Annotated in this window: 18 protein-coding genes and 1 riboswitch; of the genes, 2 read left to right on the top strand and 16 right to left on the bottom strand. The window is 45.4% G+C overall.

Annotation, left to right across the window (positions count from 1 at the left end):
* Positions 1–217 precede the first annotated feature (217 nt).
* From H615_RS0103420 to H615_RS0103385, 7 genes are all read right to left on the bottom strand, one after another.
* Positions 218–1009, bottom strand: a complete 792-nt coding sequence (locus H615_RS0103420) for a hypothetical protein (protein WP_027953828.1) — start codon at positions 1007–1009, stop codon at positions 218–220.
* 18 nt (positions 1010–1027) lie between these two features.
* Positions 1028–1591 (bottom strand): DUF4256 domain-containing protein, encoded by a 564-nt coding sequence (locus H615_RS0103415; protein WP_027953827.1) that lies wholly within the window; start codon positions 1589–1591, stop codon positions 1028–1030.
* 1079 nt (positions 1592–2670) lie between these two features.
* A complete protein-coding gene (locus H615_RS0103405) occupies positions 2671–3132 on the bottom strand; it encodes a DUF4429 domain-containing protein (RefSeq protein WP_027953826.1) in 462 nt (153 codons plus the stop codon).
* 195 nt (positions 3133–3327) lie between these two features.
* The gene (locus H615_RS0103400) at positions 3328–4143 is read right to left on the bottom strand and encodes a YitT family protein (protein ID WP_051254577.1); all 816 of its coding nucleotides are present in this window, start codon (positions 4141–4143) and stop codon (positions 3328–3330) included.
* A 151-nt stretch (positions 4144–4294) separates the two neighbouring features.
* A complete protein-coding gene (locus tag H615_RS0103395) occupies positions 4295–4684 on the bottom strand; it encodes a hypothetical protein (RefSeq protein ID WP_027953824.1) in 390 nt (129 codons plus the stop codon).
* A 157-nt stretch (positions 4685–4841) separates the two neighbouring features.
* Positions 4842–6587: an adenine deaminase gene (gene ade / locus H615_RS0103390; RefSeq protein ID WP_027953823.1), complete on the bottom strand. Its 1746-nt coding sequence runs from the start codon at positions 6585–6587 to the stop codon at positions 4842–4844.
* 137 nt (positions 6588–6724) lie between these two features.
* A riboswitch (purine riboswitch) is annotated at positions 6725–6826 on the bottom strand.
* A gap of 53 nt (positions 6827–6879) precedes the next feature.
* On the bottom strand, positions 6880–7242 hold the full coding sequence (locus H615_RS0103385; protein ID WP_027953822.1) for a potassium channel family protein: 363 nt from the start codon (positions 7240–7242) through the stop codon (positions 6880–6882).
* 165 nt (positions 7243–7407) lie between these two features.
* On the opposite strand from H615_RS0103385, the gene H615_RS0103380 reads away from it, so the two are divergent.
* Positions 7408–7785, top strand: coding sequence for a nuclear transport factor 2 family protein (locus H615_RS0103380; protein ID WP_027953821.1), 378 nt, complete (start codon positions 7408–7410; stop codon positions 7783–7785).
* 41 nt (positions 7786–7826) lie between these two features.
* Here the strand turns inward: H615_RS0103380 and H615_RS0103375 are convergent, their stop codons facing one another.
* Both H615_RS0103375 and rpiA read right to left on the bottom strand, forming a co-directional pair.
* Positions 7827–8798, bottom strand: a complete 972-nt coding sequence (locus H615_RS0103375) for a Gfo/Idh/MocA family protein (RefSeq protein ID WP_027953820.1) — start codon at positions 8796–8798, stop codon at positions 7827–7829.
* A complete protein-coding gene (gene rpiA / locus H615_RS0103370; protein ID WP_027953819.1) occupies positions 8795–9478 on the bottom strand; it encodes a ribose 5-phosphate isomerase A in 684 nt (227 codons plus the stop codon). Before rpiA ends, H615_RS0103375 begins: the two co-directional genes overlap by 4 nt.
* 389 nt (positions 9479–9867) lie before the next feature.
* Between rpiA and H615_RS0103365 the strand changes: the two genes are divergently transcribed.
* A complete protein-coding gene (locus tag H615_RS0103365) occupies positions 9868–10740 on the top strand; it encodes a DMT family transporter (protein WP_027953818.1) in 873 nt (290 codons plus the stop codon).
* A gap of 82 nt (positions 10741–10822) precedes the next feature.
* Here H615_RS0103365 and H615_RS0103360 read toward each other — a convergent pair whose 3' ends face one another.
* The 7 genes from H615_RS0103360 to H615_RS22250 form a co-directional block, all read right to left on the bottom strand.
* A complete protein-coding gene (locus H615_RS0103360; RefSeq protein WP_156896429.1) occupies positions 10823–11035 on the bottom strand; it encodes a hypothetical protein in 213 nt (70 codons plus the stop codon).
* A gap of 261 nt (positions 11036–11296) precedes the next feature.
* A complete protein-coding gene (locus H615_RS0103350) occupies positions 11297–11926 on the bottom strand; it encodes a pyridoxamine 5'-phosphate oxidase family protein (RefSeq protein ID WP_027953816.1) in 630 nt (209 codons plus the stop codon).
* 23 nt (positions 11927–11949) lie between these two features.
* On the bottom strand, positions 11950–12114 hold the full coding sequence (locus tag H615_RS22255) for a hypothetical protein (RefSeq protein WP_156896428.1): 165 nt from the start codon (positions 12112–12114) through the stop codon (positions 11950–11952).
* A gap of 22 nt (positions 12115–12136) precedes the next feature.
* On the bottom strand, positions 12137–12589 hold the full coding sequence (locus H615_RS0103340) for a hypothetical protein (protein WP_027953815.1): 453 nt from the start codon (positions 12587–12589) through the stop codon (positions 12137–12139).
* Positions 12590–12899: 310 nt separating this feature from the next.
* Positions 12900–13571 carry an HAD family hydrolase gene (locus tag H615_RS0103335; protein WP_027953814.1) on the bottom strand — a complete coding sequence of 224 codons (672 nt, stop codon included), beginning with the start codon at positions 13569–13571 and terminating at the stop codon, positions 12900–12902.
* Between the two features lie 178 nt (positions 13572–13749).
* The gene (locus tag H615_RS0103330) at positions 13750–15528 is read right to left on the bottom strand and encodes a M3 family oligoendopeptidase (protein ID WP_027953813.1); all 1779 of its coding nucleotides are present in this window, start codon (positions 15526–15528) and stop codon (positions 13750–13752) included.
* Between the two features lie 80 nt (positions 15529–15608).
* Positions 15609–15773: a hypothetical protein gene (locus tag H615_RS22250; RefSeq protein WP_156896427.1), complete on the bottom strand. Its 165-nt coding sequence runs from the start codon at positions 15771–15773 to the stop codon at positions 15609–15611.
* Positions 15774–15791: the final 18 nt, after the last annotated feature.

Below are 15791 nucleotides of genomic sequence, written 5' to 3'. Positions count from 1 at the left end.
GCTTTCTAACCAGTAACCGTACCCAACCAGTAAGAAAATCAAGAGAGAAGCAGAGAAGATTATGGAGATAAATGGGTAGTGGTTGATTGATTGAAATGCAACCCACCAGGAGCGGGAAGCCCTTCCATCCGGGGGATCTCCCATGCTATGTACAAAGCGGTCACATCCTCTCTCAGAGCCATCGCCGCCGGCACTTTCATCAGAGACATAGTCCGATCTACAGCAACCACAGCGCTTCCGACTCTTTTTTTGTAAGAGAGAAGTACGTCACAAAAAACTGCTGCAGACTTTCATCCGAAGTCCCCTCCACCCACTCACGATAGATACCCAGTAGCGAATGGACACTTCCTCCGCAGTATTTTTCTACGAGTACGGAGACGACGTGGGTACTTCTCCAGTAATCATAAAAAGCGGCGGATAGCGCCTCACTGCTTCCTCCCCGGTATCCCGCAGCTCCGAATTGATCAAGCGGATATGTGCCGTATTCTTCCTTATATTTGTCGATCAATAAGCGTTCCACTTCCATGATGGTTTGGCACCTGTCTTTACTCAACATCAGCATTCTCGGTATGTAAAAGCAGAGCCCCTCTTCAAACCACATATCCCGGGCATCTTCTTCATCCCATGTTTCAAATTCAGAGTGAAAAACATCGGCGTGGTGAGTGAGTTCATGAGCGGCAATCACAGCCACATCTTTTACGGTCAGGCTGTCATAATACTTCTCCGCTTCCGGTACTCCTGCAGCACTTGGTCTATACAGCTCTTTCCACGTCTCTACCACAGGATGAAGATGAATCAGATCCCTGGACGTATACGCCGGAAGCGGAATGGTCGAATAAAGTTCTGTTGCAGACGGAACATCATGAAAAACGATGCCCCGCGGTGAATTATACGAGGAAATTGTCCTGAGCTGCTCAGAAAACCTTTCAAGCTCTTTCAATATCAGCTTTCCGCTTTTTTCAATAGATTGTACTTTGGATGTATCGGTTACGGATACGGCGTATTTCATCGAATCCCCTTTCTCTTTTTATAACCGGAGTGACCCTCTGAATCCGCGGGCGGCATAGTAGGATTCCGCACCGTTATGATAGGTGAATACACGTCCGTAACGGAGGTCGCAGAAAATGGCCCCACCTTTGGAGCGGATATCGTCCGGCGTTTTTACCCAGCTGGATGTTTTCGTATCATATTCTCCCGTTTCCTGAAGAAAACGGTATTCCTGTTCAGAAAGCATTTCGATGCCGATGTCCCCGGCCAGATCCACTGCCGAGGTTTCCGGTTTGTATTTCTTTCTCGTATCCAGCGCCTCCCGATCATAGCAGACGCTTCTCCGCCCTTTTGGACTTTCCTTCACACAGTCAAAAAAGACAAGCTCATCTTTCTCTTCATCGTAAAGCACCACATCCGGCTCACCGCCCGTCTCTTCCATACGATAAAGCACAGCTGTTTTCTCAGGATGTGCGTTCAGCTTTCTTTCTACATCACCCCACTGAATTTCCTGATGACGTTCCGGGTGCTTCTTAAAACGCTGCTTCAATGAAGATAGAAGCTGATCACTTTCCTCTTGAGATAAAAGCTTTCCCTTAGACATACTTTTTCCTCCTTTACCGTTCCTTTGTTCCTATCATATCTCAACCCAAAATATAGTGCTCCCTTTTTTCCAAATAGGGCGCTGGATGGTCAGCACAGGCTCAGACACGGACGGAGCCTTTTATCCATCATGACGATCATTTTCCGCAATCTTTTTCAACTGTTTGCCAATAAACTGCAGGTTACGGGCAATGACAATAAGGACGATAGCGATGAATGCTAAAGCGATGGTAATCAAGCATGAGCCTCCTCTTAATATTTTCCAATAAATTATTGAAACTGAATGATAAAACCAGTTAATAAAACGATGCCTGTGATCAGACACCCGATGTGAATGATCCGCTGAAAAGTATTTTCTCCTTTACCTTCCCAATGGTGACGAGTGAAAACAAGGTCAGCAGCACACCAAATAAAAGAGCGAAATCGATGATACCCTCTCCTTATCTTTGGATGTTGTCTAACATATAAGCTTGTTCCATTCATTCTACGATTTTCATAATAAATCGTAGAATTGTTTTTACTCACCATTCCTCCGTATACTGGTAACTCTCTCCTGCCATTGATCTTCCGGGTATTGACAGAAAGATAAGGAACTCGTGTTCCTGACTCCCACTCATCGCTGGGAAAATGTACGCTTGCAGAAACGGACCGGAATGGCCTTATATGGCATCGTTCAGCCGTCTTTGTTCACAAACCTTTTTAACAGTGTCCCCAATGGTCGTGAGCTGGATCTGGTCTTTTTCCATGCTTCCTTGTTTACCCTATATCCTTTCTCTTCTTACGCTCCTCTTCGACAAAGAATTAAAATCACCTTCCTGATTCAAATACATAATAAATGCTTCGTGTTTTTGGATTAGAAAAAAGAGTAACTTCCACATTACGTGAGGGAAGTTACTCTGTTGGGTTACTGATATATTCTCAGTTTATTTTCCAGGGGATGTAAAAACTCATTTATAGAACAGAAGATTAATGGCAATACAAAAAGGATGATTGCTCCAAATGAGACTTAGTACTATAATAACTGATTATTCGTCTCCTACAAGAGCAATATAGATAAACTATTAAAGATCGATGGGGGAATCACCGCAGTAATTTTTCTTTTCGCTCTTCAAATTGCTTATTAGTTATAATGCCCTTTTCTTTTAATTCATACAGTTTTTCAATTTCACCTGCGGCACCTATAGAAGACGCCGCCTCTTGTTTACCAGCATGGTTTTGAATCAACCCTTCCATAAGCGCTTTCAGCTGCTCTGCTTGGCGTACTTCCTTTTTATCAAAAACAATAGTATTGGGATCAGTTAATGGTTTATGAATTTTAACTTGGTTGTCTGTTTCAATTACAAAACGAATGTAACCGGAAAGCATTTTGGGCTCCTTATACTGGATACCGTTGATATCAGCAATCCGAATGGAATCTTGAGGATTTAAGCCATTCTTTTTATAAAATTTAGCAGATTTTCTTTTTCTATAAAATGTTACGAATTCATCATCTACAATAACATGCACCTTACCACCATATTTAAAATCAAATGTACGTTTCATTTAATGGATGCGCTCCTTTCAAATGCGAAATTAATTATATAAAATAATTTCTATGAGAGTGTGTCACAATCCTTTAATTACCATTTAAATATAGAGTGTTTATCAGACGGTCCATCTATCGTAATCAATGAGAATGGTTTACAAGAAGGCTAAGAAAAGCAGTTATTCAAAACGAATAACTGCTTTTCTAAGAACCTATGAAATAAATCCACCCGACACGTCCTTCACATTGTGCACAACAATAAAGGCGTCAGGGTCGGTTTCTTTTACAACCCGCTTCAGCTTAAGAAGACGGTGGGTATGGACAATGATGTACAGCACCCGGCGCTCCTCCTTGGAATATTCACCTGTTCCATAAAACAGCGTCGCACTGGAGGCAAGTTCCGTTGTAATCCGCTGAGAAATTTCCTCCGTCTTCGGAGAAATGATATTGATCGCTTTTTTAGAGTCAAAGCCACCGAGCACAAAGTCCGTCACGATCTTTCCAACGTACAAGGTAATCAGCGTGTACATGGTGGAGATGGGACCGATGATAAAGATACCCGCAACAACGACCATCGCATCAAGCGCGAACGTCACTCCGGTCAAATCCCACCCGAGCTGATGGTTGAGCATCCGGGCGATAATAGAGGTCCCTCCGACTGAACTGCCGGCCTGATAAATGAAACCGAAACCGATTCCGGTAATAACCCCGGCAAAAATGGCGGCAAGCAGGGCATCTTCGATCGGATACGCCCAGATGTGTTCGAAAAACCATAGGAAAAAGGAAAATAAGGCCACATTAAAAACAGTTTTGATTACCATCGACTTCGGTAGATACCGGATGCCGACACCAAGCAGGGCGACGAATATGATCGGTGTGGTAATCCCGGGGGAGACTCCGGTGCTGTAGTAAATCAAAAGAGAAGCACCGACAATGCCGCCTTCAGCAATGGAGTTCGGCATCGCCAGCTGCGTGACAGCCAGCGCAAATAGAAGAGATCCAATAATAATGTACAAGGTGTTTTTCATAGATTTTCCTCCCATCTCCAACAAAAATGTCATCTTCCTTTTCTAGCAGCTTCTTATATTGGGAGCGAATAGAAAAGGCAGGTCCGTAAATGATTCACTTTGAGGTACATAGATAAACCTGTTTTGCAGCCAATAAGCAATGACGTGACTGTTACTTCTCCAACTCAAATTCTTCTTTGTTTCCTCCCCATTCGACGGTCACTAGGATGGTCTGATCACTGGTGAACACGGAAGAGTTACTGCCGGAATGGTGCGTAAATGTCCTGCTTTCCGGTGTATTCTCGAAGTTGATTTCTCCACGCCCCCCAGACGTGATCATTTCATATTCGTATGTTACATAACCAGCTTCCCCCAGCTGCTCCACATCACCGTTGAATATCAAAGCAAAATCTTCAGTCGTTTCTTTCTCCGTGACATTCACTTCCATTTCTCCATGCCAATGTTCACTATCCCCTTCATAGATATATCGTTCCTGATTGGAACAGCTGCTCATGATGAGTAAAGCGAGTACGGCGGTCATGACCCATCCCTTCTTTTTCATAGCACCCCTTCTTTCTGTAGGGTTTGCAGAGTATGTGCTGTCTGCAACAGATGAAACCCAGGTTATGACAATTATTTCAGAATCCCTCACAATCCTCAATATCCTCTCTGGAAAAAAGAAAAAAGCTGAAGACACGTGCTTCTTCAGCTTTTCGTGTTCAGGATGAACTGACGGGGATATGCTTCTGCTGGGTCGTATCAAACAATCCTTTCGTTGTCAGCTTGAGCTCTGGTATGACCGGGAGCGTTAAGAACGATAAGGTCAAAAATGGGTGGATATCCACATCATTTTTTAATACGCGTTCCAAGGCTCCGTCGATTTTTTTCAATCCTTGATAAAGCATTGGGGCGTCCTGTTTAGACATCAGTCCGGCAATTTCCAGCTTCACGGATGCAAGGACTTCCCCGTTTTGAACGACGGCAAGACCTCCGCCTGTCTCGTGAAGGTGATGGACCGCTGTTAAAATATCCTGGTCACTTGTCCCTGCGGCCACCAGGTTGTGGGAGTCATGGGCGACTGTTGAAGCAATCGCACCGTTCTCAATTTTAAGGCCTTTCACAATACCAAGGCCCCTGTCCCCGGTGTTCTTATGACGCTCGACCACGACGAGTTTGCTTTGGTCATGTTCCTGTGACGGGACAAACAACCCGTTTTCGACATCCACACGTTCGCTCCGTTTGTGCGTCAGCAGACGGTTAAGAACAACTTCAATAACCGTGGCTTGCTGATTGGAGACAGGGATATCAAGAGAACCCTCTGTCATTTCAGGAATATGAACGGTGTCACAGACTGATGGAACAACAGGATCAGCTTCACGCTGGTCACTAACATAGCTCCCTGCCTCCGCCACCTTCACTCCTGCTTTATACACTGCTTGAACCTGTATGTTTTCTAAATCATCATAGAAAACAAGGTCCGCTTCATACCCCGGGGCGACTGCTCCCTTCCGCTTCAGACCGTAGCATTCCGCGGCGTTGATTGTCGCCATCTGCACGGCCTGAATCGGATCGATCCCATGTTTTATGCTTAACCGGACGTTATCATCGATGCTGCCTTCCTCCATTAATTCGTCAAGGCCTTTATCATCGGTGCAGAAAAGGAACCTGTGCGCATTGCGCTGGTTCACAACAGGAACAATGGACGCAAGATCCTTGGAAGCCGATCCCTGCCGGATGAGGACATGCATGCCCCGTTCAATGCGCTCCAGTGCTTCGTCGCCTGTATTGCATTCATGATCCGTCGTGATGCCGGCGGCCTTATAAATGTTCAGGGCACTCTCATCAAATCCTGCACCATGGCCGTCAATCGGAACACCGAGACGGGACGCGGTAAGCAGCTTGTCCACCATATCCTCTGCCCCTGATGCGACAGCCGGGAAGTCCATGACTTCAGCGAGTCCGAGCACCTGTTTATTTTTGTAAAAACCTTCGAGGTCATCAGCCAAAAGGTGCGCTCCGTTCTGTTCAAGGCTTGCGGCGGGCACACAGGACGGCAGCATAAAATAAACATCTAAGAGGCTGTCTGCCGCATCATCCATCATGAACTGGATCCCTTCCTTTCCGCAGACGTTGGCGATTTCATGTGGATCCGTCACAACAGACGTAACTCCACAAGAAAGAGCGACTTTGGCAAATTCACTCGGTCTTACCATGGACGATTCCATATGAACGTGTCCGTCAATGAAGCCGGGAGCTACGAACTTTCCACCGGCATCCACGATTTCTGCAGCTGAATCATAGCTTCCCAGACCGACAATGAGACCATCCAATATGGCGATATCCTTTTCCATCACCCGCTGGTTAAAGACGTCGATCACCCGGCCATTCTTGATTACCTTGTCAGCGGGTCGTTTTCCGGCTGCCACCTCTATACGTTTTCGTAACTGCTCTTTGTGTTGATCCATGCTTCTGCCCCTTTCTTTGAACGAGATAAGCACGTACCGCCGGCTGGTCATCGATATAAAAAAACTCCAGGAAACAGACCTGGAGTTTGACGTTAAGGAGTAATGAATAAACGGGAACCTGTCCATAGTTAGACGTTCCCCTCTCATTCGTTCCTCGTAGTCAAACTATTTACGGTAGTTTGGTAGAGACTTTTGGACCTTATTTCCAACGATATACGAGTCGTTCTGAAGTTGTGTTTAAAGATATTGTTTTCTATTGTAAGCAGAGACGGTTGTCCGGTCAACAAAAATTTTATAATGTCTTTCTGCGCTGAGTTTGGTTTCCCTCGTGCTTCTCGAAATCCGCAACCGCCAATCCCACTTTGATTAACACCATAGCCATGACGCCCATCCCGACAAACAGATAGATCATCGTAAACCATTTACTCAAGTCCTCCTGGGGGACAAGGCCGGTATTGCCGCTGGTTGGAATCAGACTGCTGAAGGCATAATAAAAGGCATCCAGATACGTCCAGCCCTCCACCCCTCTGTAAAATAACGTACCGGAAAGCAGAATGAAAGCTAGTGTCGTCAGCAGCGAGCGGAAGACGGGCTCCTTCATACTCCGGACTAAGGCGGTCAACAGCCGCTTCAATGTTAATAGAAATGAAATCATACGTACGTCCCCTTTGTGATCAAACGGTATACCAATTATTTTATCACAGTCATCCAGAGGAAAAATCTTAATGTCAGGCCGTTTTTTTGACAACAGGCCCCCTTATTCTATATGTTTAAACGCGTATCACATATCCTGCACGGGATCTATTGAAGGAGAGACATCATGAAAAACTTAGATCTGTATTTCGACTTATTTGACCGTTCCAGAACGAGTGAACAAGCGGAAGAAGAGCTTCATCAGCTGTTCAGTGAAGATATGGTTTTTGTCCTGAACGGAGACCGTAATGAAGGAATAGACAACTGGAAATCCTTCGTACGCAGCATTTATGAAAACAACGTGGATTTGAAGCATATGTATGAAGGCTGGAGAAAACACGAGGGAACAGACCTTTATGTAACGAAATGGGCCGTCTGCGGGAAGCTTGCTTCCGGCAAAGTGTACACCCAGACCGGCATTGATAAGGCGATGCTCAATGAGAATGGGGAAATCACCTACCTCGAAAACATTCCCGATCAACAGGACTTGTTCGCCAGCTATTGATATAAAGAAGGCAGCGCCAAAATCGGGCGCTGCCTTTTCATTTATTCAAAATCGTACGTTAACTCCCACTGCTGGCGGGCTTCATCCATTAACTCCATCACCTGGCGGGAAAGCGGAAGGGTCCAGTTTTCCCCTTTTTCCAGTATCAAACGGTTTACAGCCTCGACCTCATACTGCAGCGCCTTCTTCGTATCACCGGCCTCGATCGTTTCAACAGAGCCATCCGCAGTATATGTGATCGTCGCTTGCTGGGCCCTCGGGAAATCATCCACAGTAATGAAACCTTCATCACCGGCAACAATCCCGCGCTTCGGCATCTTCGCCCGCATCGCAAGGGAGATGACACCCATTTCGTCATCTTCATTCTTCATGACAATGCCGGACTGTTCATCGACGCCCGTTTGATATTTTTTCACTGTCGTATGAAGCTCTGTCGGCTGGCTGGACAGGAAGAAACGGACAAACGACAGCGCATAGGTGCCGATATCCAGCATTCCGCCGCCGGCCAGATCCGGGTTGAAGAAGCGGTTGGATGGATCATCCTCCTTACAGCTTCCGAATGTCACGTTGATCATGTTCACCTTTCCGATTTTTCCTGTTTGTATCATTTCAGCAAGCTTCTGATACAAAGGCATATGGTACAGCGTCATCGCTTCAGCAACGATGAGGTTTTCAGCTTCTGCGAAATCAATAATTTCCTGAAGCTGCTTGCCGTTCATCGTAATCGCTTTTTCACAGAAGACGTGCTTGCCGTGCTTTAGTGCGTCCATAATATAGTTATAATGAATGCTGTGCGGGGTAGCTATATATACCACATCCACGTTGTCATCCTGAAGCAGCTGTGCGGTTTCTGCATAGACGTGCTCGACTTGGTATTCATCAGCAAAGGCTTGCGTCTTCTCAGGGTTGCGGCCCCATACCGCGTATACGCTTCCATTCACCTCCTGGATCGCTTTGGCAAAGCTTCCGGCAATCCCGCCGGGTCCTATAATTCCCCAATCTACTTGTGTCATCTTACATCTCCTCCTTTTTTCATTTCCTGTACTCCTGTTTCTCCAGCTACCAGTACCTTGGTAACGACAGACGTAAACAGCGATGTATCGACCACACCGGTCATCCCTTTGAACCGGCGTTCCAAATCAGCACCGTCCTGCCCCGCTTCCATATAAACGTCTACTAAGAGGTTTCCATTCCCGGTATATACCGGTCCATCCTGTCCGCTGCTTTGACGGACGTGAGATGCGCGGGCCGGGAACGATTTCATCTTTTGATTTACAAAATGCAGCGCCTGCGGTAGTACTTCCAAAGCGACCGGGTGGTCATAGGTTAATACCGGGACGATTTTCGTTTTATCGACAAGCAGAATATATTCTTCTGAAAGTTCAGCGACCAGTTTTTCCATCGAATGTATGCCTCCCCCGCTTTTCAAGGCGTGAAACTGTTCATCGACCTGGTCACAGCCGTCAAATGCTGTATCGATCTTACTAACGTCTGTGATGGAAACGACCTCCAGGCCGGCGTCGATGCAGTGCTGTTTCGTCTCCCAGGACGGCGTCACTACTTTCACATAAATCTTGTTTTCATTAATCAACGTAATCAAGTGCTTGATTGTACTTCCTCCACCAAGCCCGATAATGCTGCCCTCGGTTATGTATTCCAGTGCCTTCTCCGCACAACGCTGTTTCACATCCATCTATTCTCCACCACCTTGGCACCAATGTACAGCAAGGGCGCATTTTCTGCAATGTATACGCTCCATTATTATCCAAGTTATCCTTTTGCCCGTTTACAGGGCAAACTGAGCTCTTCTCGTATCATAAGGGATTTCCTATCAACTTCGTACCGCTAATGACTTCTTAATATCGGAGAAACCCTTCCCCTCCATGGAAAGGAATAGTTACAGGTATTGCACGCATTAAAAAATCTAAAAATCAACACAATATGTTATCTCAGAATATCTTCATCCCCCAAAGTCCCTACTCCATTATACCGATTGTTATAGTTGTTGATGATTCTACGTTTAATAAGGGTTTCCTGATGGAATATGCCCTAAATAGATATGGTAAATAGAGGAGGAAGCTTATGAAATATATCGGTGTCACATTCATTTTGACCGCCGCTATCTTATGGGGGATGACCGGTGGTGTTGCAGACATTTTAATGGATAAAGGATGGAGCCCAGGCGTCATTTCCTTTTACAGGGGAGCCGTCGGTCTCGTCTGTGTTTTCATTTGGTTTATCATCAAGCCCCGCCAGCATATGCCGCGCACGTATTCGCTCGTTTTATGGGCAGCTCTGGCTGGTGTCGGCGTCGCCGGGAACTTCACACTTTATTTTCTTAGTATAGAATCATCCAGTATTGCGGTAGCGGCGACCCTCATGTACACCGCACCTGTGTTTGTGCTGCTTGCTTCTTTCTTTTTAGGGATCGAACGGTCATCCTGGCTGAAATGGGGCTGTATCGTTTCCGTATTGATCGGGGTCGTACTGCTTACCGGAGCCTATAGCAGCAGCGGGGCATCCGTCAACCTGACCGGCGCACTCACTGGACTCGGCTCAGGCCTGTCCTACGCTCTGTTCATTTTCGCCTTCAAAAAAGCAGCTGCAGAAGGAAGCGCACCAACGACTCTGACGATTTCCTTCATCGTTTTCAGCATCCTGTTGTTTTTCTATATGGATATTCAGGAAGCGGCTTCCGTTCTTACATCAGAGGACCTGCCTCTGTTCATCGTACTCGGATTGATTGGTGCAGGCATTTCCTTCGTCCTCTATGTATTCGGGATTAAACGGACAGCTCCTACTACAGCTTCCATTGTTGCTATGGTGGAACCGGTCACCGCCTCCATTTTCGGCGTCCTTATTCTCAGTGACAGTTTATCGCTCATCCAAGGTGCCGGCATGGTTATTATTCTGGTGACCATCACCCTGCTATCCTTTAAACAGGCTCAAGATTGAATCCAAAAAGAAAAGCCGTTCCAGTTACTGGACGGCTTTTCTTTTTATAAGGCTTTAGGGTTTATATGGATAGTTGACGATTTTATTTAATGTTTTCCCGGTTCTTTTGATTGTAATGAATTTGATTAATGTAGAACTTACTAATGTAGTAAACAGCCCCAGTAATCAGCACTACAAATGCTGAAAAACTTAAAGTCATCAAAAATCCCCCAACAGCCGTCTGCAGGACATTGTTTAAGATTAAGGTCACAGCTGCGAAAATGATAGCTGAAATCAAAATAGTCTTTTTGTTCATCCCAATTCCCCTTTTGTTTCTGCGAAAATTTAACTCCTGTAGATATCTGTACAACAGCAGCCCCTGAATAACCATTATAAACTCCAATGATAGGAGAGTTATTTTCCAAAGGTAAGCAACACTAAAACTTAACTCCGCCTATTATAAATACCCTTTACTTTTTCACTGCGGAAATGAAAGCGATAAGAAAGAAAACAAAATAAACAAGGCCGACGCCAATTAAGATGTTCATAATCACATCCATCTCAAGCCCACCTCCAACTAATACAGTCTGTAATGATAACTCTCATCCAGACGGTCCTGAATGGAGTCCATCGTGGAACCAGGGAGCTTGACATGTGTAAAAAGCATCCGGGCGGCATTCGGATGTTTCCCTTCTGCGATCCATGCTTCCGGCTGCCAGAGCTTCGAGCGGATGAAGGCTTTGGCACAGTGAATAAAACACTCCTCTACCTCCACAGCAATGCCGAGCTCAGGCAGACGATTTTTGACTGCCATTTTCTTCAGCACATCCGGATCCTGTATGATCTCCGCACGACCTTTAATACGGAGCGTTTCTCCAAGTCCCGGAATGAAAAAAAGCAGACCGGCACGTGGATTAGCAATAATATTACGCAGGGAATCCACCCGTTTATTCCCCGGCCTTTCCGGTATAACCAGCTGTTTTTCGTTTAGGATGTGGACAAAGCCTGGGTAGTCCCCTCTCGGAGAGGCGTCCGGCTGCCCTTTTTCACCTGAAGTCGTGAGCACGAGAAACGGAGATTTAGAGATAAAATCCATACAGCTGTCATCCAGGCTGTCAATCACCTTGTTGCGAACGAGATCACTTGGAGCTCCGACAAGACTCCGGAGCTCTTGCTCATCCGAAATCGTCTTCTTGAACCGATACATCCCGTTTCCACCCTTCTGTTTTCTTATAAAAACACAGCCCCTGTGATAAAAACGAGCAAAAGAGGAAGGAAAACAAAGATCATGATCAGCACCTTCACATTTTCCACGTCTGTAAACAATGTCCTGCGATTAAGATACAGCATGAAAGCAAGTAAAAGAATCGATATCCCTGTCAGCCACCCGTACACCGTCTCTCCTCCTCTCTTCCATTCATGACAGGATGTCTTTAATATCATACAGCTGATCCATTAAAGAAAGACCCGTCAACACAACCCCAAAGGAACTGTATAGAATGGTTTTCCGAACGCTCTCCCCTTTTTTCACATCAACGGCAACCCAGTACAACGCTGCGAAGATGGAAGTGAAAAACAGCCAGTAGTGAATGGACTGGTCATTGAGCTGATCTACGAGCATGTTGGCTTTCCATTGATCTTCTTCAGGTGGATCATACATCACGGTTTCCTCTGTCATTCCGAATGCATTGTTTTTCTCAACCGTGACCGTTGTGAAATCCTCATTAACCATCTTAAATCCGACAGCATCATAACCGAGGGGCGTATAGCTGAGCGAATAAGCGAGGAAGTAGGATAGACCGAAGGCAGCCAGTACAAAGCCTGCATAACCCAGCTTCCTTTTCCATGTCTTATTTTCATTGGTTTTCATGATGAATCCCTCTTCCTTTGTTATACAGCTACCTAAATTCTATAAGTTATGGGTGTTTTTGTCACACCCTCTCTTCTCAGTTCCATCATTCTCTCGCGAGAGCTCAGAAAATAATAAAAAGATCGTTCCTTAAGAACGATCTTTTTTTCTCATGACGTTCCGGCAGATGCCGCCACAATAAATACAACCATGGCAACAGCATTCGTAGCGCTGATCAATACCATCCCGACCGCCCATTGCACCCGGGCCCCTCTCCGAAATCAAAAGGCTGTACTACACATGTGTGTACAGCCCTTACGCTTACAAGTTGTTATGGATAGGTTGTTCCTTCCAGTAACGGTATGACGTGCTTCAACTCACGCAGATCTTCAATGACATGATCCGCCTGCGCGAGTTCTTCCTCCTGCGCAAAATCAAAGCGGCACCCCACCGCTGTAAGACCATTTTCCTTGGCCGCCCTGATATCAGACAGTCTGTCCCCGACAACTGCCCCTTCCTGTATATGATGCTTTTGGATGATCTCCTGTACAAGACTGGATTTATCAAGGGAATCAATCTGTTCAATACTGAACGTCTCCGCTACCCAGCTATTGAGACGGTAATATTCTACAATCGTCTGCAGGTAACGTTTGAGGCCATTACTGGCTATGTATACAGAAAAGCCCTGATTCGTCAGTTGTCCCATCGTCTCTTTCACACCGGGGTACAAGGCGCCTCTGCCGTTTCGAATATGGCTGATGAGCCTGTCTAAAAAGAGCGCGTCCACTTCGTTTCTTTCGTATGGAGTAAACTCAGGCAGCAGTGTCTCCCACACTTTTGGAAGAGGTACCCCCATAATCTGCTGATATTCAGCCAGCGGGGCATCTCCCTCCCATTTGTTGATTTTCCTCAACTTCTGGAAAGTATCTTCAAGAGAGGCTTCCAGGACTTGATTCGTTTGAAATAGTGTTCCGTCCATATCAAAAATGATGGCTTTTGTCATAGTACCCTGCCTTCCGTTTTTCAGTCATTTGTGGTTCCTCTGATTAATCCATGGTCCTCATGAAGTAATTTAGGATTAGACATCACAATAAGTCCAGAAAGATCAATGAAATTATCGATAGACAATCCTCCGCAGATGTACGAAATCGACGGAATTATGAGGCATTCACTCTAAAAAGTCACTTTGTAAGTTTTATATACTTTTCTACTGCATCCTTTAAAGGTTCTAAAGAAGCTTCCCAGAAGTCTGATCCAGTCAAATCCTCATTCAGAAATTCCCTTCCCAGTTCTTCCATCGTACGCTTTCCAGAATTCTCAAGCAGTTGGTCATACATTATTGGAAAGCCCTCCCGTTCCTTTAAGTACATCGAATATAGACCGTTACTGAACAAGTAACCTATCGTGTACGGAAGGTTATAATAGGCCTTTTCTGTACTATAGAAATGTGGAATCGTCATCCATGTATATCCATTTACATCCGCCAAGGTGCCTTTGAACCACTCCTCTTCTTTTTCAGTATTCAATTGAACGAGTTCATCAGCTGAAAGGGCCCCATGCTTCCGACGTTCATAAAAAGCTCTTTCAAACTCAAACTTTGCCGGGATAAAGGCGGTATACTTCAGTCCATTAGTAATTTTCATCTCCAAAAGAGAGAGTTGATCATTTTTTGTTTCCGCATGTTCAATTGCTGCATCAAGGACAAGATTTTCAAGGAATGTAGAAGCTGTTTCTGCAAGTCCTGTACCAATCTGTCTGGCAAAACCCGGCTGTTCATGTAGGATTAAATTATGGTAGGCATGCCCCAGTTCGTGGGCAAGCGTGACCACATCCTGATAACTGCCTGTAAACGACAGAAGCACGCGGCTTTCTTCAGCCGCCGGAAGTGATGCACAAAAGGCACCATGACGTTTATGTTCAGAAGGCTCTGCATCAATCCACCCCTGTTCGAATGCGCGTTCAGCAAACACCCCCAGTTTTTCACTGAAAGAGTGGAACTGACGAATAATAATTTGTGCCGCTTCGTCATAGGTGAGCGATGTTTCTGAGGTATACGTCGGCGCCTGCGTGTCATACCATGTCAGCTTATCGACCTTACTCAATTCAGCTTTTCTTTGGAAAAATTGATGCAGCAAGTGTTTATGTTCATGCAGAGTGTTCATCAAACTCGAGATGGTCGTTTCACGTATGCGGTTTTGATCCAGCATTTCCTTCAACGGATTAGACCAGTCACGAATTCGGTAAAGCTCGTTTCGAAATCCAGCAAAGTGATTGAAAATAGAAGCAAACCGATCGGCATTCGCTTCACAGGTGTTTAAGATTTCTTCACCTACAGCTTTCCTTACACGACGATCGTGAGAAAAGGCCGCTTGTACAAAAGCCTGGCTGAAAGGAATACTCTGAGCTTCTCCGTTCGCTTCCACCCTTACGCGGAGGTTCGATAATTCCTGCTCGTAATGATCTTCCCACCCATCAAACCCATCCACAGCAAGGTCATGAATAAGTGCTTCCATCTCAGGAGAAAGCTGGTCCTCCATTTTTCTTCTTTCTTCATTTAAATAAAATCGGGCGGATCGAACCTCCGGATGTTCTACGAGTTGTTCCCATTGAGTGATCGAAACCTTTGCCAGGAACAGGCGGAACGAAACCATCATCGTATTAAATTTAGATTTTAAAAAGCTGCACCGCCCGGCCATATCGCGCCATTTTGCATCTGTAACGTTTGTGGACTGCCGGCAGATGATATATTCATCCAATTCGAATATCTTTGTTTGAAGTTCCTGTACATGTAGAATGTTTTCAACAGCTTCCTCTATTAGCGTATCTTCATTCCCTTTCTCCAACTCGCTCTTTCTTCTTTCAAGCTGATGAACGATTTGCTCCATCTGTTCCTCCAGCGCCACTTCCCGCCCACCTGGGCGGACAGATTCCAGATCCCATTGGGTTGTTTTCACCCTCATCCAAAAACCCTCCTATGTAAATAAGCTGGTTTCATTGTAATATAAATTGGAATTATTTTCCTCAAAAAACAATGAATGTTCTAAAAATTGAGAGCGATTAAAATCAAAAGAAATCCACTCAATACCGCAGTGGCCACATACATCCACTGTCCATTCAGCTTCACAGGCAGATCTTTCAGCATGATTCCTCCCCATCCTGCGACTACAAGAATGGTTATAACAACAGCTAAAATAACCGTCTCCATTACAGTCCCCCTCTCTCA

It is taken from the genome of Halobacillus kuroshimensis DSM 18393 (assembly GCF_000425705.1).
Lineage (GTDB): Bacteria > Bacillota > Bacilli > Bacillales > Halobacillaceae > Halobacillus > Halobacillus kuroshimensis.
This window is presented reverse-complemented; position numbering and strand designations above follow the sequence as displayed.

Coding starts and splice junctions, on each gene's coding strand:
- H615_RS0103420 (WP_027953828.1), bottom strand. CDS start 1,009: ATGAAATACGCCGTATCCGTAACCGATACATCCAAAGTACAATCTATT.
- H615_RS0103415 (WP_027953827.1), bottom strand. CDS start 1,591: ATGTCTAAGGGAAAGCTTTTATCTCAAGAGGAAAGTGATCAGCTTCTA.
- H615_RS0103405 (WP_027953826.1), bottom strand. CDS start 3,132: ATGAAACGTACATTTGATTTTAAATATGGTGGTAAGGTGCATGTTATT.
- H615_RS0103400 (WP_051254577.1), bottom strand. CDS start 4,143: ATGAAAAACACCTTGTACATTATTATTGGATCTCTTCTATTTGCGCTG.
- H615_RS0103395 (WP_027953824.1), bottom strand. CDS start 4,684: ATGAAAAAGAAGGGATGGGTCATGACCGCCGTACTCGCTTTACTCATC.
- ade (WP_027953823.1), bottom strand. CDS start 6,587: ATGGATCAACACAAAGAGCAGTTACGAAAACGTATAGAGGTGGCAGCC.
- H615_RS0103385 (WP_027953822.1), bottom strand. CDS start 7,242: ATGATTTCATTTCTATTAACATTGAAGCGGCTGTTGACCGCCTTAGTC.
- H615_RS0103380 (WP_027953821.1), top strand. CDS start 7,408: ATGAAAAACTTAGATCTGTATTTCGACTTATTTGACCGTTCCAGAACG.
- H615_RS0103375 (WP_027953820.1), bottom strand. CDS start 8,798: ATGACACAAGTAGATTGGGGAATTATAGGACCCGGCGGGATTGCCGGA.
- rpiA (WP_027953819.1), bottom strand. CDS start 9,478: ATGGATGTGAAACAGCGTTGTGCGGAGAAGGCACTGGAATACATAACC.
- H615_RS0103365 (WP_027953818.1), top strand. CDS start 9,868: ATGAAATATATCGGTGTCACATTCATTTTGACCGCCGCTATCTTATGG.
- H615_RS0103360 (WP_156896429.1), bottom strand. CDS start 11,035: ATGAACAAAAAGACTATTTTGATTTCAGCTATCATTTTCGCAGCTGTG.
- H615_RS0103350 (WP_027953816.1), bottom strand. CDS start 11,926: ATGTATCGGTTCAAGAAGACGATTTCGGATGAGCAAGAGCTCCGGAGT.
- H615_RS0103340 (WP_027953815.1), bottom strand. CDS start 12,589: ATGAAAACCAATGAAAATAAGACATGGAAAAGGAAGCTGGGTTATGCA.
- H615_RS0103335 (WP_027953814.1), bottom strand. CDS start 13,571: ATGACAAAAGCCATCATTTTTGATATGGACGGAACACTATTTCAAACG.
- H615_RS0103330 (WP_027953813.1), bottom strand. CDS start 15,528: ATGAGGGTGAAAACAACCCAATGGGATCTGGAATCTGTCCGCCCAGGT.
- H615_RS22250 (WP_156896427.1), bottom strand. CDS start 15,773: ATGGAGACGGTTATTTTAGCTGTTGTTATAACCATTCTTGTAGTCGCA.